Raw genomic sequence first — 21,831 nt, 5'->3', positions numbered from 1 at the left:
TCGTAACCTCTTAAATTAAATCCTTGAGTGCATGTGCAACGTCTGCTGTTGCAATGCTGTGTTGTTCGCCACCTTTAAGGTCTTTGAGTACAACCGTGCCTTCCGCGACTTCATTTTCGCCAAGCACAAGTGCAACTACAGCACCTACTTTGTCAGCGCGTTTAAATTGCTTCTTAAAGCCACCGCCACCAAAGTGACTCATGATACGAATACCAGGCAACGCTTCGCGCAACGACTCAGCAAGTTTCATACCCGCCATCAGTGTGCCTTCGCCTGCGGTCACCATATACACGTCAACACTGCGTCTCACGTCTGTGAGTTCAAGCGTTTCGAGCATAAGAACTAGACGCTCTAGTCCCATAGCAAAACCAACCGCTGGGGTAGATTTTCCACCGAGCTGTTCTACTAAGCCATCGTAGCGGCCACCACCACACACTGTTCCTTGAGCACCAAGGCTATCGGTGATCCATTCGAAAACCGTTCGGTTGTAGTAATCAAGCCCACGAACTAGACGTTGGTTAACTTGATACTCAATACCTGCAGCATCAAGCAACTCACACAATCCAGCAAAATGCTCTTTTGAATCTTGATCTAAATAGTCTGACAGTTGTGGGGCATCGACCAGTATCGCTTGAATGTCGCGATTTTTAGTGTCCAACACACGCAATGGGTTGGTATGCATACGTCGCTTACAATCGTCATCGAGGATATCGATGTGTTGCTCAAGAAACGTAACTAACGCTTCACGGTATTGCTGACGAGCCTCTAATGAGCCAATCGAGTTCAACTCCAAACGGACATGATCAGCGATGCCTAGCTCACGCCACAATCTCGCCGTCAGCATAATCAGTTCGGCATCAACGTCTGGACCATTAAGACCAAAGACTTCAACACCACACTGATGGAACTGGCGATAGCGCCCTTTTTGAGGACGCTCATGTCGGAACATTGGGCCCATGTACCATAAACGCTGCTCTTGGTTATAAAGCAAACCGTTTTCAATTCCAGCGCGAACACACCCAGCGGTCCCTTCTGGACGAAGCGTTAGGCTATCGCCATTTCGGTCTTCAAAGGTGTACATCTCTTTTTCGACCACATCGGTAACTTCACCGATCGCACGACTGAACAGATGCGTTTGTTCCACGATCGGCATGCGCACTTCACTATAACCGTAAGCACTTACCGTGTTTTTAACTGCATTTTCTACTTTTTGCCACAGTGGAGACTGTGTCGGGAGGCAGTCGTTCATGCCTCTAATTGCTTGTATAGTTTTAGCCACTTTACTGTCCAATTACTGTGTATCAACGAGATTCACGTCAATGCGATTACTCTCGTCCATTTGCGCAGCTTTTGCGCGAATTTTTGCTTCTAACTGATCGACCAAATTGTCATTGTCAAAGCGCTCTTTTTGACGCTTACCGTCCTCGTAAAATGCGCTTTTTCGATGGCTTCCTGCCAATCCAAGGTGAGACACTTCCGCTTCACCTGGACCGTTGACTACACACCCTATAATGGACACGTCCAATGGTGTGATGATGTCTTCCAGACGCTCCTCAAGGGCATTTACAGTGCCTATCACATCGAACTCTTGTCGAGAACAGCTCGGGCACGCAATGAAGTTAATCCCGCGTGAGCGAATTCTAAGTGATTTTAGAATATCAAAGCCAACTTTGATCTCTTCGACAGGGTCTGCGGCAAGAGAAATACGCAATGTGTCGCCAATCCCCTCTGCCAGTAACATACCTAACCCAACCGACGATTTAACTGCACCTGCTCGAGCACCACCGGCTTCGGTGATCCCCAAATGCAAAGGTTGGTCAATTTTTTGAGCCAATAAACGATACGATTCGACAGCAAGAAACACGTCAGACGCTTTCACACTGATCTTAAACTGATCAAAGTTCAGTCTGTCTAAAATGTCGACATGGCGCATTGCAGACTCAACCAACGCTTCGGGAGTAGGCTCGCCATATTTAAGTTGAAGATCTTTTTCTAACGATCCGCCATTAACACCGATACGGATAGGAATATTTTTATCACGAGCGCAATCAACAACCGAGCGTATGCGTGCTTCGTTACCGATGTTACCCGGATTAATACGAAGGCAATCCACGCCATACTCCGCCACTTTTAATGCAATGCGATAGTCAAAGTGAATATCGGCCACTAACGGGACAGCAACTTGCTGTTTGATCTGCTTGAATGCTTCGGCCGCTTCCATCGTTGGCACGGAGACACGAACAATGTCTGCCCCTACTTTCTCCAACGAGCGTATTTGAGCCACGGTTGCGTCTACATCCGTGGTGCGTGTATTTGTCATTGATTGAACGGCAATTGGAGCACCGTCACCAATAGGCACATCGCCCACGTAAATTCGAGTCGATGGGCGACGTTTTATAGGAGATTCGTATTGCATATCGTTAAGGTAATGTAAATCGGGCTACTTTACCGGCAGTATACCCAGAAAGGTCGACGGGTTCACTTGCTAATCGCATTTCCACACCTTCTGGAGCACCTAAAATAATGCTGTAGGGCTTTTCTCCATCTAATGAGAAACTGTTGCCTGCTTTTTTAACCCCGGTAGACAGCACTTTTCCTGTGGCATCTTTGACTTGGATCCAGCAGTCAGCCGTAAACGTCATAAAAAGCTCACTCGATGAGACTTCAACAGGTGCTTGTGGCTCTGGACTCTCAGTTTGAGCAACAACTTCTTCAACGATCTCTGCAGGTGCTTGTGCAACTTCTGCTTCTTGCTCTGATTGTTCGGTAACCGATTCTGGTTGAGTGTCTTGTTCAATGACACTGGCTTCACGCTGCTGAGCATCACGGTCGATACTCGGAGAAGCAGGTTCATTAGAGGCAGGAGCGGAGATTTCAACAACGGGTTCAGACTCTAAAGCTAAGTTGCTTTGTTCGTTGACCATTTCTTGCGGCGCGTCTATTTCTACACCGTTGTTTTGCTGGCTTTGCCACCACCACAGTGAAGATATACCAATTAAGATGAAGACGATCACATAGGTTAATCGCATCAAGTTATTGTCGTGCTTTTCGTTCTTGGTTTTTCTAGAAAAGCTTTGCAAGGCAGAATCGCCCGCTGCACTTGGATTGTGCTGTTCGTAGGCGGCAAGCACATCGTGCTCTTTAAGGCCGACAATTTTTGCATAAGAGCGCAAATACCCTTTCACAAAGGTGTCGACTTGCCCGAGGTCGAATTCATTTTTATCGATCGCGTCGATGGTGGTTTCCCGTAATCTAAGTCGATCGGCGACCTGTTTCTGGCTCATGCCAAGCGCAAGACGTTGCTTTCGCAATAAATCACCCGCCAACTCAATTGGAGGAGTTTGAGACTGTTCTGTTTGCTGTTCTGCGTTATCGTGCAGTTGACTCTGTTCGTTCATGAATTATCTGTTTTGATATTACTGCGATACGGGTAGTTGTCGCTCGAGAAGGTGCTGATATCTATCCACCATACTCCAATTGTCAGCTTGTTTTTCTAGTTCTATCAACAATGTAATGCTATTAACGTGGTACCCGTACCTTTGATGAAACCTATGTAATCTAAGCCTAGCATTAGCTCGATCACCCTGTGCTATTTCCAGTTTCGCTAACTGCAACGTGGCTTGAAAGCGGAGCGGTTGATGTTCAGTCGCACGCTGGAAAAACTCGAATGCTTGTTGTTTATCTTCTGCTTGTAATGCGCATAACCCGGCGTTTTCATAACTGGCCGCTGTCTGATAGTAATCAGGCTGAGCAATCGCTTGTTCGAAATAGTGCAGCGCTTGCTCGTATTCTCTCTGCGAGCAGAGAAATGCTCCGTAATTATTGTATAAATCACCCCGTTGCTGAACCGTTGCAATACCTCGCAGATAGGCTGCATGTGTTTTGTTCAGCTCGCCGACGCTTTGATAATAGTAGGCAATGGCCAAATGGCTAGCAGCTAACTCGGGAGCAACTCGCATAGCTTTAGTAAAATTTTGCTTAGCTTTTGCACTATCACCAGATTCTAAGTAGTTGAAACCTAGTTCAATTCTTGAAATCGCAGCTTTTTTATTATCGACCTCAGCGACAGGCTCTGTCACTGTAACACAGCCTACCGAAGTACTGACAATAAAAATGGTTATCAATCTTCTAAACATTGAGCTTACCTACGTAAAATTGGACGCAGAGCTCATTTTTAGGAATCTCTCAGAGTTTAGAGAGACTTAACTTCAATTGGTTCCGCGCTTTTCAACTGTTTTGTTCGCTTAGTGCGGTCGATCACATCACCAACCAGTTGACCACAGGCTGCATCGATGTCATCGCCACGAGTTTTACGAACCGTCACCGTGAAATCGTACTGCATCAATGTTTTCATAAAACGGTCGATGCGCGAATTACTTGGCTTCTTATAAGGTGAACCAGGATAAGGGTTAAATGGAATCAAATTGACTTTGGCTGGGGTATCTTTTAGCAAGTCTGCGAGCTGCCTTGCATGTTCCATGTCGTCATTGACATGATCCAACAAGATATATTCGACCGTGACCTTGCCTCGGTTGGCATTAGACGATTCAATATAACGACGTACGGACCCTAAAAAGTCTTGAATATTCCAACGGTCGTTAATTGGCATAATTTCACTGCGCAACTCGTCTGTCGGCGCGTGCAAAGAAATGGCTAACGCAACGTCTATAGTGCCGGTCATCTGATCCAATCCAGACACAACACCCGATGTAGATACTGTTACACGACGCTTTGACAACCCAAAACCCAGATCATCCAGCATAAGCTCTAGCGCTGGGATAAGGTTTTTCATATTGAGCAGTGGCTCGCCCATGCCCATCATAACAACATTGGTGATCGGGCGGCGACCTGTGTCTTTTTGCAGACCAATCTCTCTCGCTGCGCGCCACACTTGTCCAATAATTTCAGACACTCGGAGGTTACGATTAAACCCTTGCTGCGCAGTTGAGCAAAACTTGCACTCTAGAGCACAACCAACTTGCGACGACACGCACAGTGTCGCTCGATCTTCATCAGGAATGTACACCGTCTCGACGTCTTGATCTCCTACGCGCATGGCCCACTTGATCGTTCCGTCCGATGAATGCTGGGCTGCAGACACGACAGGTGCTTTTACCTCTGCCACACGCTTTAGCTTTTCGCGTAGCTTCTTATTGAGGTTAGTCATTTCGTCGAAGTTATCAATACCGTAGTGGTATATCCACTTCATCACCTGTTCGGCACGAAAGGCTTTTTCACCGAGATCTTCGGTAAAGTATTGACGAAGTCCATTACGGTCAAGATCCATCAAATTCACTTTCGCTTGAGTCATGTTGCCTCTTTCGTTCTCGAGATTGGTTGAGTCTGCTGTCATCGCAGTCTCAGTCTAAATAGGGCGCGAATTGTACAGGGTTTGGTCACCGACAACAAGGGTGAGAATGCCCACAAAAAAAGGCCGGTCACCTAAGTGACTGACCTTTAAGTATAGCGCTCATCATTCTAGAAATTAACGTGGGCAGATTTCTGATGGTGCAAAGAAAAACTCTATTTCACGAGCCGCAGACTCTGGGCTATCCGAGCCGTGTACTGAGTTATGGCGCATACTCAGTGCAAAGTCGGCACGAATCGTTCCACACGCGGCTTCTTCTGGATTGGTTTTACCCATCAATTCACGGTAGCGAGAAATCGCATTTTCCCCTTCCAGAACCTGAACCATAATTGGGCCAGACGTCATAAACGCTTTCAAGTCTTTAAAAAAGGGTTTGCCGTCATGCTCAGCGTAAAATCCACTTGCTTGTTCTTCTGTGAGGTGAACCATCTTAGAGGCAACAATCTGCAGTCCCGCTTTCTCAAAACGGTTGTAGATTTCTCCAATCAAGTTACGCTTTACCGCATCAGGCTTCACTATAGAAAATGTTTTTTCAATCGCCATTTCAATTCCTTTTTATACTTTGTTGGCTTTTCTAGATAACCACAGTTATCTAGTGTGTTCAGTCTCAATGTAGCGATTGTTGACCTGTTAAGCACGACAGCTCACCAACCGCATAGGGATCATCAAGAGTAAAAGCTATTGAGCTTTAGTGTGCAAAATATTGGCTAGCGTACGGATACCGACACCCGTTGCACCTGCAGACCATTTATCGGTCGAAGACTTACGGTACGTGGCCGCGCAGTCAACGTGCATCCAATTGTTTTTATAATCGTCGACAAAGTAAGACAGAAACGCTGCCGCAGTGCTTGCACCAGGCGAGTAATCGCCACTGCCGATGTTGGACAAATCAGCAAAGTTTGAAGGCAACATGCCACGGTGGAAGTCGGCCAATGGCAGACGCCACATGCCTTCTTTTTCATCATTGGCACTCTTTAGTGCCACTTCCGCAAGCGCATCGTCGAAAGACATTAGCGCATGATAATCGTTACCCAGTGCGTTTTTAGCCGCACCTGTTAAGGTCGCACAATCAACAATAAACTCAGGGTTTTGAGCAGAAGCGTACATTAAGCCATCGGCCAATACTAAGCGACCTTCGGCATCGGTGTTCATTATCTCGACCGTTTTACCGTTTTTATAGGTGATCACATCGCCCAACTTCAATGCACGTCCCGAGACCATATTCTCCGCGCAACACAAAATCAGTTTCACGCGTTTATTTAAGCCACGCATTATCGACAACGCCATACCACCCGTTGCTGTTGCGGCTCCGCCCATATCGGCTTTCATCGACGTCATAAAGTCAGAAGGTTTTAGGCTATAACCGCCTGAATCAAAAGTGATCCCTTTACCTACTAGACAGGCAAATACGGGTGCGTTTTCGTCACCAGTCGGGTTGTAATCCAGTTGCAGCATTGCCGACGTTCTGTCTGAGCCTCGACCGACAGCATAAATGCCTTCCCACCCTTCAGTAAGAAGATCTTTGTCTTTTACAATTTTGTATTTCACATGCTCTGGTGACAGCGACTTAATAAACTCTGCCGCCATGGTTGCTAATTGGCGTGGTGCAACCTCTTCACCTGTTTTGTTGATGATATCTCGTGTCCAATCTGATGCTTTAATGCGAGCCTCAAGCTCTGCTTGCGCGTCATTAGATAGTGCGTCCCAAGAGACTTTGCCGTGTTTTTTGGGGTTACGATAGCCTTGATAAAACGCCCATACTTCTTCTAGATCCCAACTTTCACCTTGTAGATGAAGCTCGCGGATACCTTGCCCATCCAGTTTTCGGGCAGCTTTTTGAATCGCACCTAAGTCGTGAGAGTCATTAAGGTGAATGGATGCACCTTGATCATTGAACGAAAGAATAGCGTTATCGCCCCATTGTGGGCCCGCGCTTTGATTGGTCAGTGTTATGTTCATCAGTGATGACATGGAGTCTCCTTGTAAGCGCTCTTGCATCGGCGCCTTATTTACATGTATTTAGCCAAATTAGATCGGCTATTATGCCTAGATATGGTGTCAGAAATATAAAAAGCGAGGCCTACGCCTCGCTTTTTATTAATTTTTGTTAACTAAGTTACATTATTTAACGCTAGTCTCGTTCATCTAACCAGCACATAACAATGGCTTCTAGTATTTTCTCATTAGAATGGTTGGGATCATCATCAAATCCCTCCAACTCCATCACCCATTGGTGTAGGTCGGTAAAACGAACCGAGGTTGGCTCTACATCCGGAAACTTATCCACCAACTCAATCGCAATATCTCGGCTATCTATCCACTTTAAACTCATGGTCGCTCCTCAATATAGTCCTTTACTCTTGAAACGCTCTCGCTAAAGAGTGCTAATGATCTTCTGACGCGTTAATGATCTTCTGACGCATGGTTAAGCGTGTACTTTGGTATCTCTACAACAAGATCCTCATCGGTCACCTTAGCCTGACAGCCAAGACGCGACTCAGGCTCAAGGCCCCAAGCTTTATCCAGCATGTCATCTTCCAACTCATCGCTTTCGTCCAACGAGTCAAACCCTTCACGAACCACAATATGGCACGTTGTACACGCACATGATTTTTCACATGCGTGCTCAATGCCAATGCCATTTTTTAAGGCTACGTCGAGGACGGTTTCGCCACTATTGGCTTCTAGTACTGCACCTTCTGGGCACAACTCATCATGAGGTAAAACTATAATCTTCGGCATGTTAAAACGTTCCCTAAAACTTAAATATCTTCGACTTTCTGGCCCGCTAAGGCCTGACGAATCGATTTGTCCATTCGGCGTGATGCAAACTCTTGGCTGGCTTTATCGGTTTGCTTGATGCCTGTTTCGATGGCGCCAGTATCCTGACCATTACGCAGTTCAATAAGTGCCTCAATGGACTTAATTAACGTATTGCGCTCTTCGTCGCTAAGCAGCTCATCCCCATCTTGCGACATGGCCGCAAGTAGGTCTTCAATAACACGGTCAGCCTCTACGCGCTGCTCGGCAAGAGCTCTGGTCTGCATGTCTTGTTGTGCGTGACTCATCGACTCTTTAAGCATTCGAGCCACCTCGTCATCGCTGAGTCCATATGACGGTTTCACTTGAATCTCAGCTTGCACTCCGGTGCTCTTTTCCATAGCCGTCACGGACAATAAACCGTCAGCATCCACTTGATAGGTTACGCGAATATGCGCAGCGCCTGCGGCCATTGGCGGAATACCTTTGAGGGTAAATTTGGCCAATGAACGACAATCATCAACCATCTCGCGCTCACCTTGCACAGTGTGTACCGTCATCGCGGTTTGTCCATGCTTAAAGGTGGTAAATTCTTGCGCTCGGGCTACAGGAATCGTGGTGTTTCTTGGAATGATTTTCTCTACCAAGCCACCCATAGTTTCAATGCCTAATGACAGCGGCAATACGTCGAGCAGTAGCATTTCTGAGTCGGGTTTATTGCCAGCCAGAATGTCTGCCTGAATTGCCGCACCAATGGCGACAACTTCATCTGGGTTAATGCTGGTTAACGGCTGTTTATCAAAAAACTCACCCACCATAGACCGAACAAGAGGAGTACGAGTTGACCCCCCCACCATGACCACTTGCATAACGTCGTCGCTATCCACCTGTGCATCACGAAGGGTTTTACGACTGGCAAGCAACGTCTTTTTAATAAGTGGGCGAATGATATCGTCAAACTGCTCGCGAGAAATTTGCCCTTCCCAGCCCAACACCGAGATAGAAGCAACCTCATTGTTCGACAAATCTATTTTTGCTTGTGTCGCAGCATGAGTCACTGCACGGCGTTCATGAGCATTCAAGCTAAGCTTACCCATTTGCTGCTGAATGTGCTCAACTAATAGATGGTCAAAGTCATCACCACCTAAGGCTGAATCACCCCCAGTCGCTAACACTTCAAACACCCCTTTAGATAGGCGAAGAATAGAGATATCGAAGGTTCCACCACCAAGATCATAAACGGCAATAATGCCCTCTTGACCTGAATCTAGCCCATAGGCGATAGCGGCTGCAGTTGGTTCATTCAACAAGCGTAAAACCGTTAGACCTGCTAATTTGGCAGCATCTTTTGTCCCCGCACGTTGCGCATCATCGAAGTAAGCCGGCACGGTAATGACGACTCCCGTCAGCTCACCCTCTAAAGCTGTCTCAGCGCGCTTGGCTAATGCTTTAAGAATATCAGCAGAGACTTGAATCGGGTTTTTGTCACCCGCCGACGTTTGCAATACCGGCAAACCGTTATCACTTGAGACCATTGAATAAGGCAGATTTGGATAACGCGCGCTTACGTCGCTTAAAGAGCGCCCCATTAAACGCTTCACCGATACAACCGTGTTTTGAGGATCGGTTTCGGAATGCGCCAATGCATCAAATCCAAGGTCCACGCTTGTAGGAGTATAATGGACTACCGATGGTAACGTGGCACGGCCTTGACTGTCTAATAGTGGCTTAGCTTCGCCACTGCGTACGGTGGCAACCAGAGAGTTTGTGGTTCCGAGGTCAATACCTGCGGCAAGCTTATGTTGGTGTGGCGCCGAGCTTTGTCCTGGTTCGGCAATTTGAAGTAAAGGCATGACTATCCTAGTGTTAAATACCGAAATGGAGGTCGTTAATCGAGTAGACTCTCTTCGACGCGTTCCACTTCATGTGCTAATTTTTCGATAAACTTAAGCTTGCGAACACCATCGGCAGCCTCATCCCAAGCAGATTGCTCAAGTAGGTCTTGCACGGTGTTTAACGCGCTTTTATGCATTTTCCGCACCTTGGCGTCAAAGTCAAATAAGCCGTCTTCTGGCTCAGGTCCTTCTGCAATAGATTCTAGCTCTTCTCGTAGTTCCATTTGCTCCATTAAGAACAGAGGATCTTGCAAAGTTTGCTGTTCGCCTCGAATATCCACACCGTGCAAAGACAGCAAATATTCTGCGCGTAAAATCGGGGATTTTAGTATCCGGTAGGCATCGTTAATTTGCGATGCTTTTTGCACGGCCTTTAACTGCTCACGATCACCCTGAGACGCAAAGTTGTCTGGGTGAAATTGGCGCTGCAAGTCACGGAAGCTAGAAGAAAGAAGGCTACCATCCAGTTGAAACTGAAGCGGTAGCCCAAAGAGTTCAAAATGATTCATCGATACAACAACATCCAAAGTTAGATCGAGGTGGTCAAGCCAACCTAAACGTTAAAGCTTTCGCCACAACCACATTCGCTTTTCGCATTGGGGTTGTTAAATTCGAAACCTTCATTGAGTCCTTCTTTCACATAATCCAGCTCGGTCCCGTCTAAGTACACTAGGCTTTTAGCGTCAATGATTACGCGAATACCCTGGTCTTCAAATACTGAGTCTTCTTCGTTGAGATCATCAACAAATTCCAGAACATAAGCCATCCCCGAGCAACCTGTGGTTTTAACGCCAAGACGCAATCCTACGCCTTTACCACGGTTTTCTAAAAAGGCTTTGACGCGAGTTGCTGCTGCTTGTGAAAGTGTAATGGCCATACTTCAACCTGTAATATATTTCTAAAAGGAGCTACCTCACTCAGAGGTAGCCACTTGGATTGATTAATCGTGTTTCTTTTTGTAATCCGCAACAGCGGCTTTAATAGCGTCTTCTGCAAGAATTGAACAGTGAACTTTTACCGGAGGTAGCTCAAGTTCTTCTGCTATTTCAGCATTTTTAATTGCGGCAGCTTCGTCCACGGACTTGCCTTTCACCCACTCGGTGACGAGGGAACTTGATGCGATAGCAGAACCACAACCATAGGTCTTAAATTTTGCATCTTCAATGATGCCTTCAGGTGTCACTTTGATTTGCAGCTTCATTACATCACCGCAAGCTGGTGCACCCACCATGCCACTGCCCACATTTGGGTCTTCCTTATCGAATGAACCAACGTTGCGTGGGTTTTCGTAGTGGTCTAAAACTTTTTCACTATATGCCATGATTAATTCCTCAGTTCCTCTATCTGGTTGATCGACGTGATTGGATTAGTGGTGTGCCCACTCAACCGTATCGAGATCAACTCCCTCTTTATACATATCCCATAGAGGTGACATGTCGCGTAATTTGTTAACGGCTGTTTTGATTTGTTCAACAGCGTAATCTATTTCTTCTTCCGTGGTGAAACGACCAAATGAGAAGCGAACTGAACTGTGTGCCAATTCGTCGTTTAAACCAAGTGCACGTAGTACGTACGATGGTTCGAGACTAGCAGACGTACAAGCTGAGCCAGACGATACAGCGAGATCTTTTAGTGACATAAGCAGTGACTCGCCTTCAACAAACGCAAAGCTTACGTTTAGGTTGTGCGGGACTCGCTGATCAAAATCACCATTCACCGTTACCGCTTCCATCTCATTGACGCCTTTCCACAAACGATTACGCAATGCTAGCGCATGGTCGTAATCTTTTTGCATGTCTTCTTTTGCAATACGGAATGCTTCACCCATACCCACAATTTGGTGGGTTGGTAGCGTACCAGAACGGAAACCGCGCTCGTGACCACCGCCGTGCATTTGTGCTTCTAAGCGAATGCGAGGCTTGCGTCGAACGTAAAGTGCACCAATGCCTTTCGGGCCGTAAATTTTATGGGCAGAGAATGAAATCAGGTCGACCTTCATTTCTTGAACATCAATAGGCAGTTTACCTGCAGATTGAGCAGCATCAACATGCAAAATTATCTTGCGGTCACGACACACTTCGCCCATTGCAGCGATATCTTGCACTACACCAATTTCGTTATTCACATGCATAATCGATACTAGGATCGTATCTTCACGCATTGCATCTTGCAGTTTTTGAAGATCGATCAAGCCGTTTGTCTCAGGCTCTAAATACGTGACTTCGTAGCCTTCACGTTCAAGTTGACGACATGGGTCAAGCACCGCTTTATGCTCGGTTTTACTGGTAATGATGTGCTTACCTTTCTTACCGTAAAAGTGTGCTGCACCTTTAATTGCCAAGTTATCGGATTCAGTTGCACCAGACGTAAAGACAATTTCGCGCGGATCGGCATTAATGAGATCGGCAATCTGCTCACGAGCGGTGTCGACCGCTTCTTCCGCCTGCCAACCGTATCGGTGAGAGCGCGACGCAGGGTTACCAAAGGTGCCGTCCATAGTCATGAACTGGACCATTTTTTCAGCAACGCGAGGATCTACTGGGCAAGTCGCTGAATAATCTAAATAAATCGGCAGTTTCATTTAATACTCCGTCAAAAACTGTTTCGTTACGAACGCATGTTTACGCCAATGGTCGCGGCAGACGCCTTTTGACCAAGTCCGTGGTTTACCGCCAAGTCTACATCTTGTCGGTCTGAAAGTTCTAATACTTCGTTGTCCACCATTAGCTCACCAAGCGTAATGTTGTCTAAGAAGTCACTGATGCGCGAGCTTAAGTCTCTCCACAATGTGTGAGTTAAGCAACGAACACCACCTTGGCAATCGCCTTTGCCTTGGCATTTGGTGGCATCGACAGATTCGTCGACGGCACCAATAATGGTGCCGATTGAAATGGCTGTTGGCTCTAAGCCAAGTCTATAACCACCACCGGGTCCACGAATGCTCGAGACCAATCCGGCTTTTCTTAATTTAGAAAAAAGCTGCTCTAAATAGGAGAGCGATATTCCTTGTCGCTCTGAGATATCAGCCAGCGGCACTGGATTCGTCTGCGCATGCAGAGCGACATCAAGCATCGCGGTTACTGCATATCTACCTTTTGAAGTCAGTCTCATTGTCGGTTCCCTCTTTACTACATAAGGGAAGTGTTCCATACCTGACTAAAAGGGTCAAGTATTTATTTGACTAAAACAGTCAGGTATTTAGCCCTACACTTTAAGTGGTTAAATTTTAACCATCATTTTGCGAGTTTTTCTTTTCAATCGAGGTCAAAATGCCTCGCAAAATATTCAATTCTTGTAATTCTGGGCGAGCTCGATTAAACAATCGGCGTAATTTATTCATCACCAAAGTCGGCTGTTTCTGAGATAGAAATTGGGTATCGATGAGCACTTTTTCAAGGTGCTCATAAAACATTTCTAGCTCTTTGTGTCGAGGATACTCTTGTACCTGTTCCTTAAATGCAGAACGTTGATGTTCTAGAAAAGCCATTCGGATTTCATACGATACCGTTTGTACCGCCATTGCTAAGTTCAGCGAGCTGTATTCAGGATTAGCCGGAATACCTAAATGATACTGACACAATTGCAGTTCTTCATTGGTTAAACCGGTTCTTTCACGACCAAAAACAACCGCAACGTTTCCGGTTAGAGCTTGCTCAATCGCTTTTTGGCCACATTCGCGTGGTTCAACAAAAGGCCAGTTTAAATTGCGAGAGCGAGCGCTGGTACCAAAGACCAATTCGCAGTCTGCAACCGCTTCTTCTAGCGTGGCAACACTCTTAGCGTTGGTGGCGACATCACCCGCCCCAGAAGCCAGCGCCAAAGTTTGCTCGTCCACTTCGCATTGTGGATCCACTAATACCAGTTGCTCAAGCCCCATGACTTTCATTGCCCTGGCTGCAGAGCCAATATTACCTGAATGAGAGGTACCAACTAATACAACTCGTACTTTGTTCAACATAAGCTATCTTTTCTTAATGAGTTAATGAGTGTGTGGATCGGCGCCGATCCTAGCAAATTTGGACCATGAACTACAGTAGCAACTTTTCTGTGATCACCATTTGTAGAATCGATGACACAGACATTGGCGACTAAAAAATAAGCACTTCCTTTTTGGATGAAACTTGGTATACTGCGCGCCGCTTTAGTTCTTTAACATCTGTTGGGTATTTTGATATGCATCCTATGCTGAATATCGCTATTCGCGCTGCGCGAAAAGCAGGCAATCACATTGCTAAATCTCTAGAAAACGCTGATAAGATTGAATCTACTCTTAAAGGCAACAACGACTTCGTGACTAACGTCGACAAAGAAGCCGAGTCTCTAATTATCGAAACCATCAAAGCCTCTTACCCTGAACACAGTGTTGTGGCAGAAGAAAGTGGTCTTCAAGAAGGTAAAGATAGCGATGTACAATGGATCATTGACCCACTGGATGGCACTAATAACTTCGTAAAAGGTATCCCACATTTCTCAGTCTCTATCGCCGTTCGTATGAAAGGCCGTACTGAGGTAGCGTGTGTTTACGACCCAATGACCAACGAACTGTTCACCGCCACTCGTGGTTCAGGTGCGCAACTTAATAATTCACGTATCCGTGTAAAACAAGCAAAAGACCTTCAAGGCGCAATCATTGCGACTGGTTTCCCATTTAAGCAAAAGCAGCATTCTGAGTCATACTTTAAAGTAATGAGCTCTATGTTTACTGAAGTCGCTGACTTCCGTCGCCAAGGTTCAGCCGCGCTGGATCTTTGCTACCTAGCCGCTGGTCGTGTTGACGGATTTTTCGAACTAGGTCTTAAGCCTTGGGACATTGCTGCCGGTGATCTGATTGCTCGTGAAGCAGGCGCCATCGTCACCGATTTTTCAGGCCGTACTGAATACATGACGTCTGGCAACATTGTTGCTTCGTCTCCACGTGGTGTTAAAGCGATGCTTAAGCACGTACGTGAGAACGCTAACGAAGGTATGTTGAAGTAAACTTTTCGACAACTCGAGTTTTGATAACGGGAGATGCGCTTACGAGCACATCTTCCGTTTTTTTTTATACTAATCGAAGTAATTAACTGGTCGGAACATTGCGACGGCAAAAATCGCTGAGAACAAGGCAAGTATTTCCGTAGGTAGTTGTTTTACAAAAAATCTTTAACACCGTTACCCGTGATTTGAACGAGCAACAATGATCAGGTTATTGCGTTGGTTAGTATTATTCCATGCACTGAACTTTAATTAATGGTGGCTGCGGGTGCGCCGTGTTAATACTGTAAATCACGCCACAACGCTGTGTAGTGTGCTTAACAATCCACACTGTCATAAAACCTTGCGGCATGACGACATTAGGCGTCTCGATACGCCACTGTTGGTCCAACTTATTAAGCAGCTTGCTCAATCCATCTTCTGATGGCTCAGGGTAGCCATAAGTCAGTGTGATGACTCCATTGTCATAAAGCTCTGCTTGTCTCTGCCCTTCAAGGCCTTGCTGAGTCGCTAACACATTCACCTGTTGGCTGTATTGCTCTAGCATTGACCGTATGGGACTGTACTGTGCAATCTCGCCCTTATCGCACCCTGTAAGGCTTAATAACACTATGCCCAATAACAAAAGGAGCGCCAATGCGCCCCTTATTTGATAACCAGCAATCATTAGCTCGCGGCTTTCACTGCTTCAGCAATGGTTTGTGCACAGCGCAATACTTGCTCGCCGTCTTCACCTTCGACCATAACGCGAATCAAAGGCTCGGTACCTGATTTGCGCAGTAATACGCGGCCTTTATCGGCTAATTCAGCTTCAGCACCTGAAACCGCCGCAAGTACACTTGCCGCATTCATAGGATCGCTGTCACCTTCAAAACGAACATTGATCAACTCTTGAGGGTAAAGTGTCATTCCCTGAGAAAGCTCATTGAGTGACATTTCACTTCCCACCACGGAGGCTAGGACTTGCAAGCTAGCAACGATTGCATCGCCGGTCGTCACTTTATCCAAAAGGATCACGTGACCTGAGTTCTCTGCGCCAATTAGCCAGTCACGCTCAAGAAGTTTCTCCATGACATATCGATCGCCTACCGAGGCACGTACAAACGGAATACCCAGTTGTTTTAGACCATTTTCCATTCCTAGGTTGGTCATAAGCGTACCAACTACACCACCTTTAAGTTCACCACGTCGTAGGGCATCACGGGCTATGATGTAGGCGATCTGGTCGCCATCAATCTTGTTGCCAAGATGGTCAACCATAATAATACGGTCACCATCGCCATCAAAGGCTAAGCCAAGATCGGCCTGTTCCTCTACAACTCGAGCTTGCAGAGCTTTTACATCTGTTGCACCGACTTCATGGTTAATGTTGGTCCCATTAGGCGACACTCCCATGGCAATGACATTTGCACCTAACTCACTAAACACGCTTGGTGCGATATGATAAGTAGCGCCGTGAGCACAGTCGATAACAATGTTTAACGAACTAAGACTTAAGTCTTTGGGATAAGTGCTTTTGCAAAATTCGATGTATCGGCCAGCAGCATCATCTAAACGAGTCGCTTTACCCAGCAATGCTGAGTCCACACACTCAATATCCTTCTCAAGTTCCGCTTCAATCGCCAACTCGATATCGTCTGGTAGTTTGGTCCCCTCCGATGAAAAGAATTTGATTCCATTGTCGTAATAAGGGTTATGAGAAGCAGAAATAACTATGCCTGCTTCTGCTCTAAACGTTTGGGTGAGGTACGCGACCGCAGGTGTAGGCATTGGTCCTGTTAAGGTTGCTTTTAAGCCAGCCGCCGCCAGACCAGCTTCTAAAGCAGACTCAAGCATGTACCCGGATATACGCGTATCTTTACCAATAATGACTTTTTTCGTACCTTGCTTAGCCAACACTCGCCCAGCAGCCCAACCCAACTTCAATACGAAGTCAGGAGTGATCGGATATTGCCCTACTTTCCCGCGAATACCATCTGTACCAAAATAGCGTCTGCTAGCCATAAATTAACCTTTATTATTGATATTAACTAATTGTAATTGTTGTACTATTTTAAGCGCATCGACCGTTTCTGCAACGTCGTGCACTCTAATTATTTGTGTGCCTTTTTGAGCAGCAATGGTCGCGGCTGCAACACTGGCCGCTACGCATTGGTTAGGCGCTTTATCGAGAAGTTTAAACAACATCGATTTACGCGACATTCCCGCCAAAATAGGAACCCCTAATGAGTGAAACTGATCTAAAGCACTCAATAATTGATAGTTGTGCTCGATAGTTTTTCCAAAGCCAAACCCAGGGTCTAAAATCAGCCGCTCTCGTCGAATACCAACACGATCGCAGTCGATCATTCGCTGTTCCAGAAATGCCGAGACATCACTAACAACATCATTATAAGTCGGATTGTGTTGCATAGAGCGAGGTTGACCTTGCATATGCATTAAACAGATAGGTGCGTCACACTCTGCAGCAGCCTCTAAAGCCCCAGGCTCTTGCAGTGCTCTCACATCGTTAATTATGTCAGCGCCTGCCTCAATGGCCTCTTTCATGACCTGAGCTTTACTGGTGTCGATGGATATCCAAACATCAGACTCGGCTCGAAGTGCTCTAATCACCGGAATGGTTCGCTGCAACTCTTCTTCAAGCGTCACTTCTGGTGCGCCTGGGCGTGTTGACTCTCCACCAATGTCTATGATGGTCGCGCCCCGCTTAATCATGGCCTTAGCATGCGTCAAGGCGTCTTTTATTGCGTTGTGCTCACCACCATCCGAGAAAGAATCAGGTGTTGTGTTGAGTATCCCCATCACTTGAGGCGTCGATAAGTCTAGAACTTTGTGCTTGTGGTTAAGTTGCATAACATTATTGATATTGAATTGTGCCGCTCGGTAAGTTTCCTTACCCATGAATAGCAGAAAACCCCGAGCAAGCTCGGGGTTTGGGTTTAATTTCGATACTTACTCTGCGTCTTTAGACTTCGTTGCATCATCGGTTGGCGCATCTTGCTTAGGTTCAGCGCTGTTATCGGCTTTACCTTCAGACTTAGTTGGCTCATCCTGCTTTGCATTCGAGTCATCTGACTTATCGTGTCGAGATTTATTCGACTCTTCGGTCGCGCGAGATTGATCGCCCCATCCAGCAGGTTCACGGATCTCTTCTTTACGCTCCATAAGGTCGTCAATCTGACCTGCATCGATGGTTTCATATTTCATCAATGCGTCTTTCATGCTGTGCATAATATCCATGTTTTCTTCTAGGATTTGCTGTGCACGTGCGTAGTTACGGTCGATGATTTGACGAATTTCGTCATCAATCAATTTTGCAGTATCATCAGACATATGTTTAGTCTGTGTAACGCTACGACCCAAGAACACCTCACCCTCTTCTTCTGCGTACAGAAGTGGGCCTAATTTATCGGAGAAGCCCCACTGGGTAACCATCTTACGTGCAATGTCTGTTGCACGTTCGATATCGTTTGATGCACCCGTAGATACTTTGTCTCCACCGTAAATAAGCTCTTCAGCTAAGCGACCACCGTACAAACTAGAAATCATTGACTCTAAGTGGCGGCGAGACATACTCACGCGATCTTGCTCCGGCAAGTACATGGTAACACCCAGTGCACGGCCGCGTGGAATGATAGACACTTTGTACACAGGATCGTGCTCAGGTACCAGTCGACCCACAATGGCATGGCCAGCTTCGTGATAAGCCGTAGACTCTTTAATCTCTTCAGACATCACCATAGAGCGACGTTCTGCACCCATCATGATTTTGTCTTTAGCGAGCTCGAACTCGACCATCGATACGTTGCGCTTATTACCACGAGCAGCGAAAAGAGCGGCTTCATTGACAAGGTTCGCAAGGTCTGCACCGGAAAACCCTGGAGTACCACGTGCAATCAGTGACGGTTCAACGTCCCCTGCCAGCGGTACTTTGCGCATATGCACTTTAAGAATTTGCTCACGACCACGAACATCCGGAAGACCGACAACCACTTGACGGTCAAATCGACCAGGACGCAGTAGCGCAGGGTCCAATACGTCTGGGCGGTTAGTCGCAGCGATAACGATAATACCTTCGTTGCCTTCAAAACCATCCATTTCAACCAGCATCTGGTTTAGTGTTTGCTCACGTTCATCGTGACCGCCACCAACACCGGCGCCACGTTGACGGCCTACGGCATCGATTTCATCGATAAAGATAATACAAGGTGAAGCTTTTTTAGCTTGCTCGAACATGTCGCGGACACGGGATGCACCCACACCGACAAACATTTCTACAAAATCCGAACCGGAAATAGTAAAGAACGGTACTTTTGCTTCTCCTGCGATCGCCTTCGCGAGTAAGGTTTTACCCGTACCAGGAGGGCCAACCAAAAGTACGCCCGTTGGGATCTTACCGCCAAGTTTTTGGAAGCGGCTAGGGTCGCGCAAGTAGTCGACTAACTCTTTAACGTCTTCTTTTGCTTCGTCACACCCTGCGACATCAGCAAACGTCGTTTTAATTTGTTCTTCGCTCATCATGCGAGCTTTACTCTTACCAAACGACATGGCGCCTTTGCCACCGCCGCCTTGCATTTGACGCATGAAGAATATCCACACACCAATCAGTAAGATCATTGGGAACCATGAGATGAAGATGGTGCCGAGAAGGCTCTGTTCTTCTGGTGGTGTACCGGTTACTTTTACTTTTTGATTGATCAAATCGTCCAGTAACTTGGTATCGTAGACCGGCATGTAAGTCACATAACGTGAACTGTCATTCCGATAAAAGATGATCTCTTTATCGTTAATCTGTGCTTCACGGACTTGTCCTTGACCCACTTCCTGTATAAACGTGGTGTAATCCACGGTACGACCGTTGCCGTCGCTTGGTCCAAAGCTTTGGAAAACCGACATCAACACTACTGCAATAACGAGCCACAGTATTAGATTTTTTGCCATGTCACTCAAGGTGTCAGCCCCTAGTTAACTAGTTGTAATAAAAAGTAGATTACTACAGAACGAACTCTGTAGCCACGCGAAATACTATAAATGTAATAGTAAATGATAATCGCTCGCTTACCTAGCGAACTCCCTTCATTTACATTATTTTTACTCAAAAACGTTAACCTTTGTAACCCGGTGCAACAATTTAGACATTGCTAGAGCGTGCGAGAAAAGGGTTAGGCGTACGAATCTTTGTTGCTATGAACACTCTACGAACGCTTTACACATTGTGATCAAAACGTTCGCCTTATAATACTTTTACCACGAGCGCCCAGTAACTGCTAACTCTTGACCAGACAATCCAACATCCGTTCCACTCGATCCATGGAACTTTCTTGAAACAAAGTATTGTTGTGGTCTCTTTTTGCTGCCGTAATGGCCAAAGATGCTCAACAAAGCTGGCACAGAGTAAAAGTGATAACTAGACTATTCATGGTAAAAGTATAGTCTTGAGTTGTATATGCAGTTACACTATCGACTTTTCAACCCTATTAACAAAGATTTTTGGCCGCACTATGAATTTAAGCACCAAACAAAAACAGCATCTAAAAGGCTTAGCACACCACCTTAAACCTGTGGTATTGCTTGGCGCAAACGGATTGACAGAAGCTGTACTAGCGGAAATCGAGATCGCACTGAATCACCACGAGTTGATCAAAGTGAAGGTCGCTTCTGAAGATCGCGAAACAAAAGGCCTGATCATTGACGCCATTATTCGCGAAACCGAAGCCGAAAAAGTACAAACCATTGGTAAAGTACTCGTGATCTATCGCCCTAGCGAAGAGCGCAAAATCGAACTGCCTCGTAAATAAGAGCCAGTAAACGAGAAAAGGCTGCCAATGGCAGCCTTTTTTTATATGCTCTAAAGCAGAGTACTATACCAACCAAAGCAATTACCTGATCAATCTTGCCCGTTAAAATCACTGCTAACCGCGTTAAATATTTGCAGGTAGAACAACTACCTATGGCAATCTTTGCCTTGTTCTAAGCGATTTTTTCGGCGCAATTTTCTGACCAGTTAATGACGTCGATTGGTGTTACTTGTATTCTACTTTATCGATTTCAAAGTCTTTGGCGCCACCAGGCGTTTGGATAGACACTTCATCGCCTTCTAACTTGCCAATAAGACCACGTGCGATTGGCGAGCTCACTGAAATTTTACCCGCCTTAATATCCGCTTCATCATCACCGACAATTTGATAGGTAAACTCTTCGTCCGTATCGACATCAATAACCGTAACTGTGGTGCCAAAAATTACTTTGCCAGTATTTTCCATATTGGCAACGTCGATCACTTGTGCGACAGAGAGTTTGTACTCGATATCGCGGATTTGAGCTTCACAGATGCCTTGCTCTTCACGTGCAGCATGATACTCGGCGTTCTCTTTTAAATCACCAAGCTCCCGAGCTTCAGCAATCGCTTGAGATATTTGTGGGCGCAGTTTTAATAGACGCTCTAATTCTGTTTTAAGTAACTGCTCGCCTTGAGCAGTCATAGGTACTTTTTCCATTTTATTCCTCAATCTCTAAGCTACTCGGCTTCTGATTCCTAGTAAACTTTAGAGCAACAAAAGCCCACTCAGTGAAAAACTAAGTTAGGCGGATTAATTTGATGTTTGAGTCAGTTTACCCAAATTACAGCCATAGATCATCACTCTTTAGTTTTTGCACTGTAACAAATGCGATTAACTCCGTTCGATAGCAGCGATAAAACTGACGTAGCCCATTAGGAAGAACCTCAAGCCAAGCTGCTGCCATAACAACAAACCACTCTCTTTAAACTCTCTAACTTTATACGTCATTAATACAGCCTAACACTCATTAGAGGAACGATTGTCTCATTAACGA

At 46.0% G+C, this 21,831-nt stretch carries 23 protein-coding genes; 2 read left to right on the top strand and 21 right to left on the bottom strand.

Annotated elements, in window-relative coordinates; translation table 11 throughout:
* Window positions 1-10: 10 nt before the first annotated feature.
* The 16 genes from hisS to trmJ all read right to left on the bottom strand — a co-directional run bounded on the left by hisS (window position 11) and on the right by trmJ (window position 13,981).
* On the bottom strand, window positions 11-1,279 hold the full coding sequence (gene hisS, locus ST37_RS16325; RefSeq protein WP_084888359.1) for a histidine--tRNA ligase: 1,269 nt from the start codon (window positions 1,277-1,279) through the stop codon (window positions 11-13).
* A 12-nt stretch (window positions 1,280-1,291) separates the two neighbouring features.
* Entirely contained in the window at window positions 1,292-2,416 is a 1,125-nt protein-coding gene (gene ispG / locus ST37_RS16320; RefSeq protein WP_084888357.1) for a flavodoxin-dependent (E)-4-hydroxy-3-methylbut-2-enyl-diphosphate synthase, read from the bottom strand.
* 4 nt (window positions 2,417-2,420) lie between these two features.
* Window positions 2,421-3,398: a cytoskeleton protein RodZ gene (gene rodZ / locus ST37_RS16315; RefSeq protein ID WP_172401019.1), complete on the bottom strand. Its 978-nt coding sequence runs from the start codon at window positions 3,396-3,398 to the stop codon at window positions 2,421-2,423.
* An 18-nt stretch (window positions 3,399-3,416) separates the two neighbouring features.
* A complete protein-coding gene (pilW, locus tag ST37_RS16310; RefSeq protein WP_084888355.1) occupies window positions 3,417-4,136 on the bottom strand; it encodes a type IV pilus biogenesis/stability protein PilW in 720 nt (239 codons plus the stop codon).
* A gap of 56 nt (window positions 4,137-4,192) precedes the next feature.
* Window positions 4,193-5,311: a bifunctional tRNA (adenosine(37)-C2)-methyltransferase TrmG/ribosomal RNA large subunit methyltransferase RlmN gene (locus ST37_RS16305; protein WP_084888425.1), complete on the bottom strand. Its 1,119-nt coding sequence runs from the start codon at window positions 5,309-5,311 to the stop codon at window positions 4,193-4,195.
* 174 nt (window positions 5,312-5,485) lie between these two features.
* The gene (ndk, locus tag ST37_RS16300; protein ID WP_084888352.1) at window positions 5,486-5,911 is read right to left on the bottom strand and encodes a nucleoside-diphosphate kinase; all 426 of its coding nucleotides are present in this window, start codon (window positions 5,909-5,911) and stop codon (window positions 5,486-5,488) included.
* Window positions 5,912-6,046: 135 nt separating this feature from the next.
* Window positions 6,047-7,339, bottom strand: coding sequence for an aminopeptidase PepB (gene pepB, locus ST37_RS16295; protein ID WP_084888350.1), 1,293 nt, complete (start codon window positions 7,337-7,339; stop codon window positions 6,047-6,049).
* Window positions 7,340-7,499: 160 nt separating this feature from the next.
* Window positions 7,500-7,700, bottom strand: coding sequence for a Fe-S cluster assembly protein IscX (gene iscX, locus ST37_RS16290; RefSeq protein ID WP_084888348.1), 201 nt, complete (start codon window positions 7,698-7,700; stop codon window positions 7,500-7,502).
* Window positions 7,701-7,771: 71 nt separating this feature from the next.
* Window positions 7,772-8,110 (bottom strand): ISC system 2Fe-2S type ferredoxin, encoded by a 339-nt coding sequence (gene fdx, locus ST37_RS16285; RefSeq protein WP_084888345.1) that lies wholly within the window; start codon window positions 8,108-8,110, stop codon window positions 7,772-7,774.
* Window positions 8,111-8,130: 20 nt separating this feature from the next.
* Window positions 8,131-9,981, bottom strand: a complete 1,851-nt coding sequence (gene hscA / locus ST37_RS16280; protein ID WP_084888343.1) for a Fe-S protein assembly chaperone HscA — start codon at window positions 9,979-9,981, stop codon at window positions 8,131-8,133.
* 35 nt (window positions 9,982-10,016) lie between these two features.
* Window positions 10,017-10,532 carry a co-chaperone HscB gene (gene hscB / locus ST37_RS16275; protein WP_084888340.1) on the bottom strand — a complete coding sequence of 172 codons (516 nt, stop codon included), beginning with the start codon at window positions 10,530-10,532 and terminating at the stop codon, window positions 10,017-10,019.
* 44 nt (window positions 10,533-10,576) lie between these two features.
* Window positions 10,577-10,900, bottom strand: coding sequence for an iron-sulfur cluster assembly protein IscA (gene iscA, locus ST37_RS16270; RefSeq protein WP_084888338.1), 324 nt, complete (start codon window positions 10,898-10,900; stop codon window positions 10,577-10,579).
* A 63-nt stretch (window positions 10,901-10,963) separates the two neighbouring features.
* Window positions 10,964-11,344: a Fe-S cluster assembly scaffold IscU gene (gene iscU / locus ST37_RS16265; RefSeq protein ID WP_084888336.1), complete on the bottom strand. Its 381-nt coding sequence runs from the start codon at window positions 11,342-11,344 to the stop codon at window positions 10,964-10,966.
* A gap of 45 nt (window positions 11,345-11,389) precedes the next feature.
* On the bottom strand, window positions 11,390-12,604 hold the full coding sequence (locus ST37_RS16260) for an IscS subfamily cysteine desulfurase (RefSeq protein WP_084888334.1): 1,215 nt from the start codon (window positions 12,602-12,604) through the stop codon (window positions 11,390-11,392).
* Between the two features lie 26 nt (window positions 12,605-12,630).
* Window positions 12,631-13,134, bottom strand: a complete 504-nt coding sequence (iscR, locus tag ST37_RS16255; protein ID WP_084888332.1) for a Fe-S cluster assembly transcriptional regulator IscR — start codon at window positions 13,132-13,134, stop codon at window positions 12,631-12,633.
* A 115-nt stretch (window positions 13,135-13,249) separates the two neighbouring features.
* Entirely contained in the window at window positions 13,250-13,981 is a 732-nt protein-coding gene (gene trmJ / locus ST37_RS16250) for a tRNA (cytosine(32)/uridine(32)-2'-O)-methyltransferase TrmJ (RefSeq protein WP_084888330.1), read from the bottom strand.
* Window positions 13,982-14,196: 215 nt separating this feature from the next.
* On the opposite strand from trmJ, the gene suhB reads away from it, so the two are divergent.
* Entirely contained in the window at window positions 14,197-15,000 is an 804-nt protein-coding gene (suhB, locus tag ST37_RS16245) for an inositol-1-monophosphatase (RefSeq protein ID WP_084888328.1), read from the top strand.
* A 226-nt stretch (window positions 15,001-15,226) separates the two neighbouring features.
* Here the strand turns inward: suhB and ST37_RS16240 are convergent, their stop codons facing one another.
* The 4 genes from ST37_RS16240 to ftsH all read right to left on the bottom strand — a co-directional run bounded on the left by ST37_RS16240 (window position 15,227) and on the right by ftsH (window position 19,938).
* Window positions 15,227-15,664 (bottom strand): hypothetical protein, encoded by a 438-nt coding sequence (locus ST37_RS16240; protein WP_084888326.1) that lies wholly within the window; start codon window positions 15,662-15,664, stop codon window positions 15,227-15,229.
* Window positions 15,664-17,001: a phosphoglucosamine mutase gene (gene glmM, locus ST37_RS16235; RefSeq protein WP_084888324.1), complete on the bottom strand. Its 1,338-nt coding sequence runs from the start codon at window positions 16,999-17,001 to the stop codon at window positions 15,664-15,666. The genes ST37_RS16240 and glmM overlap by 1 nt, the downstream gene beginning before the upstream one ends.
* 3 nt (window positions 17,002-17,004) lie before the next feature.
* Entirely contained in the window at window positions 17,005-17,850 is an 846-nt protein-coding gene (folP, locus tag ST37_RS16230; RefSeq protein WP_084888423.1) for a dihydropteroate synthase, read from the bottom strand.
* A 99-nt stretch (window positions 17,851-17,949) separates the two neighbouring features.
* A complete protein-coding gene (gene ftsH, locus ST37_RS16225; RefSeq protein ID WP_084888322.1) occupies window positions 17,950-19,938 on the bottom strand; it encodes an ATP-dependent zinc metalloprotease FtsH in 1,989 nt (662 codons plus the stop codon).
* Between the two features lie 560 nt (window positions 19,939-20,498).
* Between ftsH and yhbY the strand changes: the two genes are divergently transcribed.
* The gene (gene yhbY, locus ST37_RS16220) at window positions 20,499-20,795 is read left to right on the top strand and encodes a ribosome assembly RNA-binding protein YhbY (RefSeq protein ID WP_084888320.1); all 297 of its coding nucleotides are present in this window, start codon (window positions 20,499-20,501) and stop codon (window positions 20,793-20,795) included.
* A gap of 225 nt (window positions 20,796-21,020) precedes the next feature.
* On the opposite strand, the gene greA is transcribed toward yhbY, so the two are convergent.
* On the bottom strand, window positions 21,021-21,494 hold the full coding sequence (gene greA / locus ST37_RS16215; RefSeq protein ID WP_084888318.1) for a transcription elongation factor GreA: 474 nt from the start codon (window positions 21,492-21,494) through the stop codon (window positions 21,021-21,023).
* Between the last annotated feature and the right edge of the window lie 337 nt (window positions 21,495-21,831).

It is taken from the genome of Vibrio sp. qd031 (assembly GCF_002100145.1).
In the GTDB taxonomy this organism is placed as follows: Bacteria; Pseudomonadota; Gammaproteobacteria; order Enterobacterales; family Vibrionaceae; genus Vibrio.
This window is presented reverse-complemented; position numbering and strand designations above follow the sequence as displayed.

What these genes read in the sequence shown, in the direction of transcription:
- ispG (WP_084888357.1), bottom strand. Translation starts at nt 2,416, where the DNA reads ATGCAATACGAATCTCCTATAAAACGTCGCCCATCGACTCGAATTTAC.
- rodZ (WP_172401019.1), bottom strand. Translation starts at nt 3,398, where the DNA reads ATGAACGAACAGAGTCAACTGCACGATAACGCAGAACAGCAAACAGAA.
- pilW (WP_084888355.1), bottom strand. Translation starts at nt 4,136, where the DNA reads ATGTTTAGAAGATTGATAACCATTTTTATTGTCAGTACTTCGGTAGGC.
- ST37_RS16305 (WP_084888425.1), bottom strand. Translation starts at nt 5,311, where the DNA reads ATGACTCAAGCGAAAGTGAATTTGATGGATCTTGACCGTAATGGACTT.
- ndk (WP_084888352.1), bottom strand. Translation starts at nt 5,911, where the DNA reads ATGGCGATTGAAAAAACATTTTCTATAGTGAAGCCTGATGCGGTAAAG.
- pepB (WP_084888350.1), bottom strand. Translation starts at nt 7,339, where the DNA reads ATGTCATCACTGATGAACATAACACTGACCAATCAAAGCGCGGGCCCA.
- iscX (WP_084888348.1), bottom strand. Translation starts at nt 7,700, where the DNA reads ATGAGTTTAAAGTGGATAGATAGCCGAGATATTGCGATTGAGTTGGTG.
- fdx (WP_084888345.1), bottom strand. Translation starts at nt 8,110, where the DNA reads ATGCCGAAGATTATAGTTTTACCTCATGATGAGTTGTGCCCAGAAGGT.
- hscA (WP_084888343.1), bottom strand. Translation starts at nt 9,981, where the DNA reads ATGCCTTTACTTCAAATTGCCGAACCAGGACAAAGCTCGGCGCCACAC.
- hscB (WP_084888340.1), bottom strand. Translation starts at nt 10,532, where the DNA reads ATGAATCATTTTGAACTCTTTGGGCTACCGCTTCAGTTTCAACTGGAT.
- iscA (WP_084888338.1), bottom strand. Translation starts at nt 10,900, where the DNA reads ATGGCCATTACACTTTCACAAGCAGCAGCAACTCGCGTCAAAGCCTTT.
- iscU (WP_084888336.1), bottom strand. Translation starts at nt 11,344, where the DNA reads ATGGCATATAGTGAAAAAGTTTTAGACCACTACGAAAACCCACGCAAC.
- ST37_RS16260 (WP_084888334.1), bottom strand. Translation starts at nt 12,604, where the DNA reads ATGAAACTGCCGATTTATTTAGATTATTCAGCGACTTGCCCAGTAGAT.
- iscR (WP_084888332.1), bottom strand. Translation starts at nt 13,134, where the DNA reads ATGAGACTGACTTCAAAAGGTAGATATGCAGTAACCGCGATGCTTGAT.
- trmJ (WP_084888330.1), bottom strand. Translation starts at nt 13,981, where the DNA reads ATGTTGAACAAAGTACGAGTTGTATTAGTTGGTACCTCTCATTCAGGT.
- suhB (WP_084888328.1), top strand. Translation starts at nt 14,197, where the DNA reads ATGCATCCTATGCTGAATATCGCTATTCGCGCTGCGCGAAAAGCAGGC.
- ST37_RS16240 (WP_084888326.1), bottom strand. Translation starts at nt 15,664, where the DNA reads ATGATTGCTGGTTATCAAATAAGGGGCGCATTGGCGCTCCTTTTGTTA.
- glmM (WP_084888324.1), bottom strand. Translation starts at nt 17,001, where the DNA reads ATGGCTAGCAGACGCTATTTTGGTACAGATGGTATTCGCGGGAAAGTA.
- folP (WP_084888423.1), bottom strand. Translation starts at nt 17,850, where the DNA reads ATGCAACTTAACCACAAGCACAAAGTTCTAGACTTATCGACGCCTCAA.
- ftsH (WP_084888322.1), bottom strand. Translation starts at nt 19,938, where the DNA reads ATGGCAAAAAATCTAATACTGTGGCTCGTTATTGCAGTAGTGTTGATG.
- yhbY (WP_084888320.1), top strand. Translation starts at nt 20,499, where the DNA reads ATGAATTTAAGCACCAAACAAAAACAGCATCTAAAAGGCTTAGCACAC.
- greA (WP_084888318.1), bottom strand. Translation starts at nt 21,494, where the DNA reads ATGGAAAAAGTACCTATGACTGCTCAAGGCGAGCAGTTACTTAAAACA.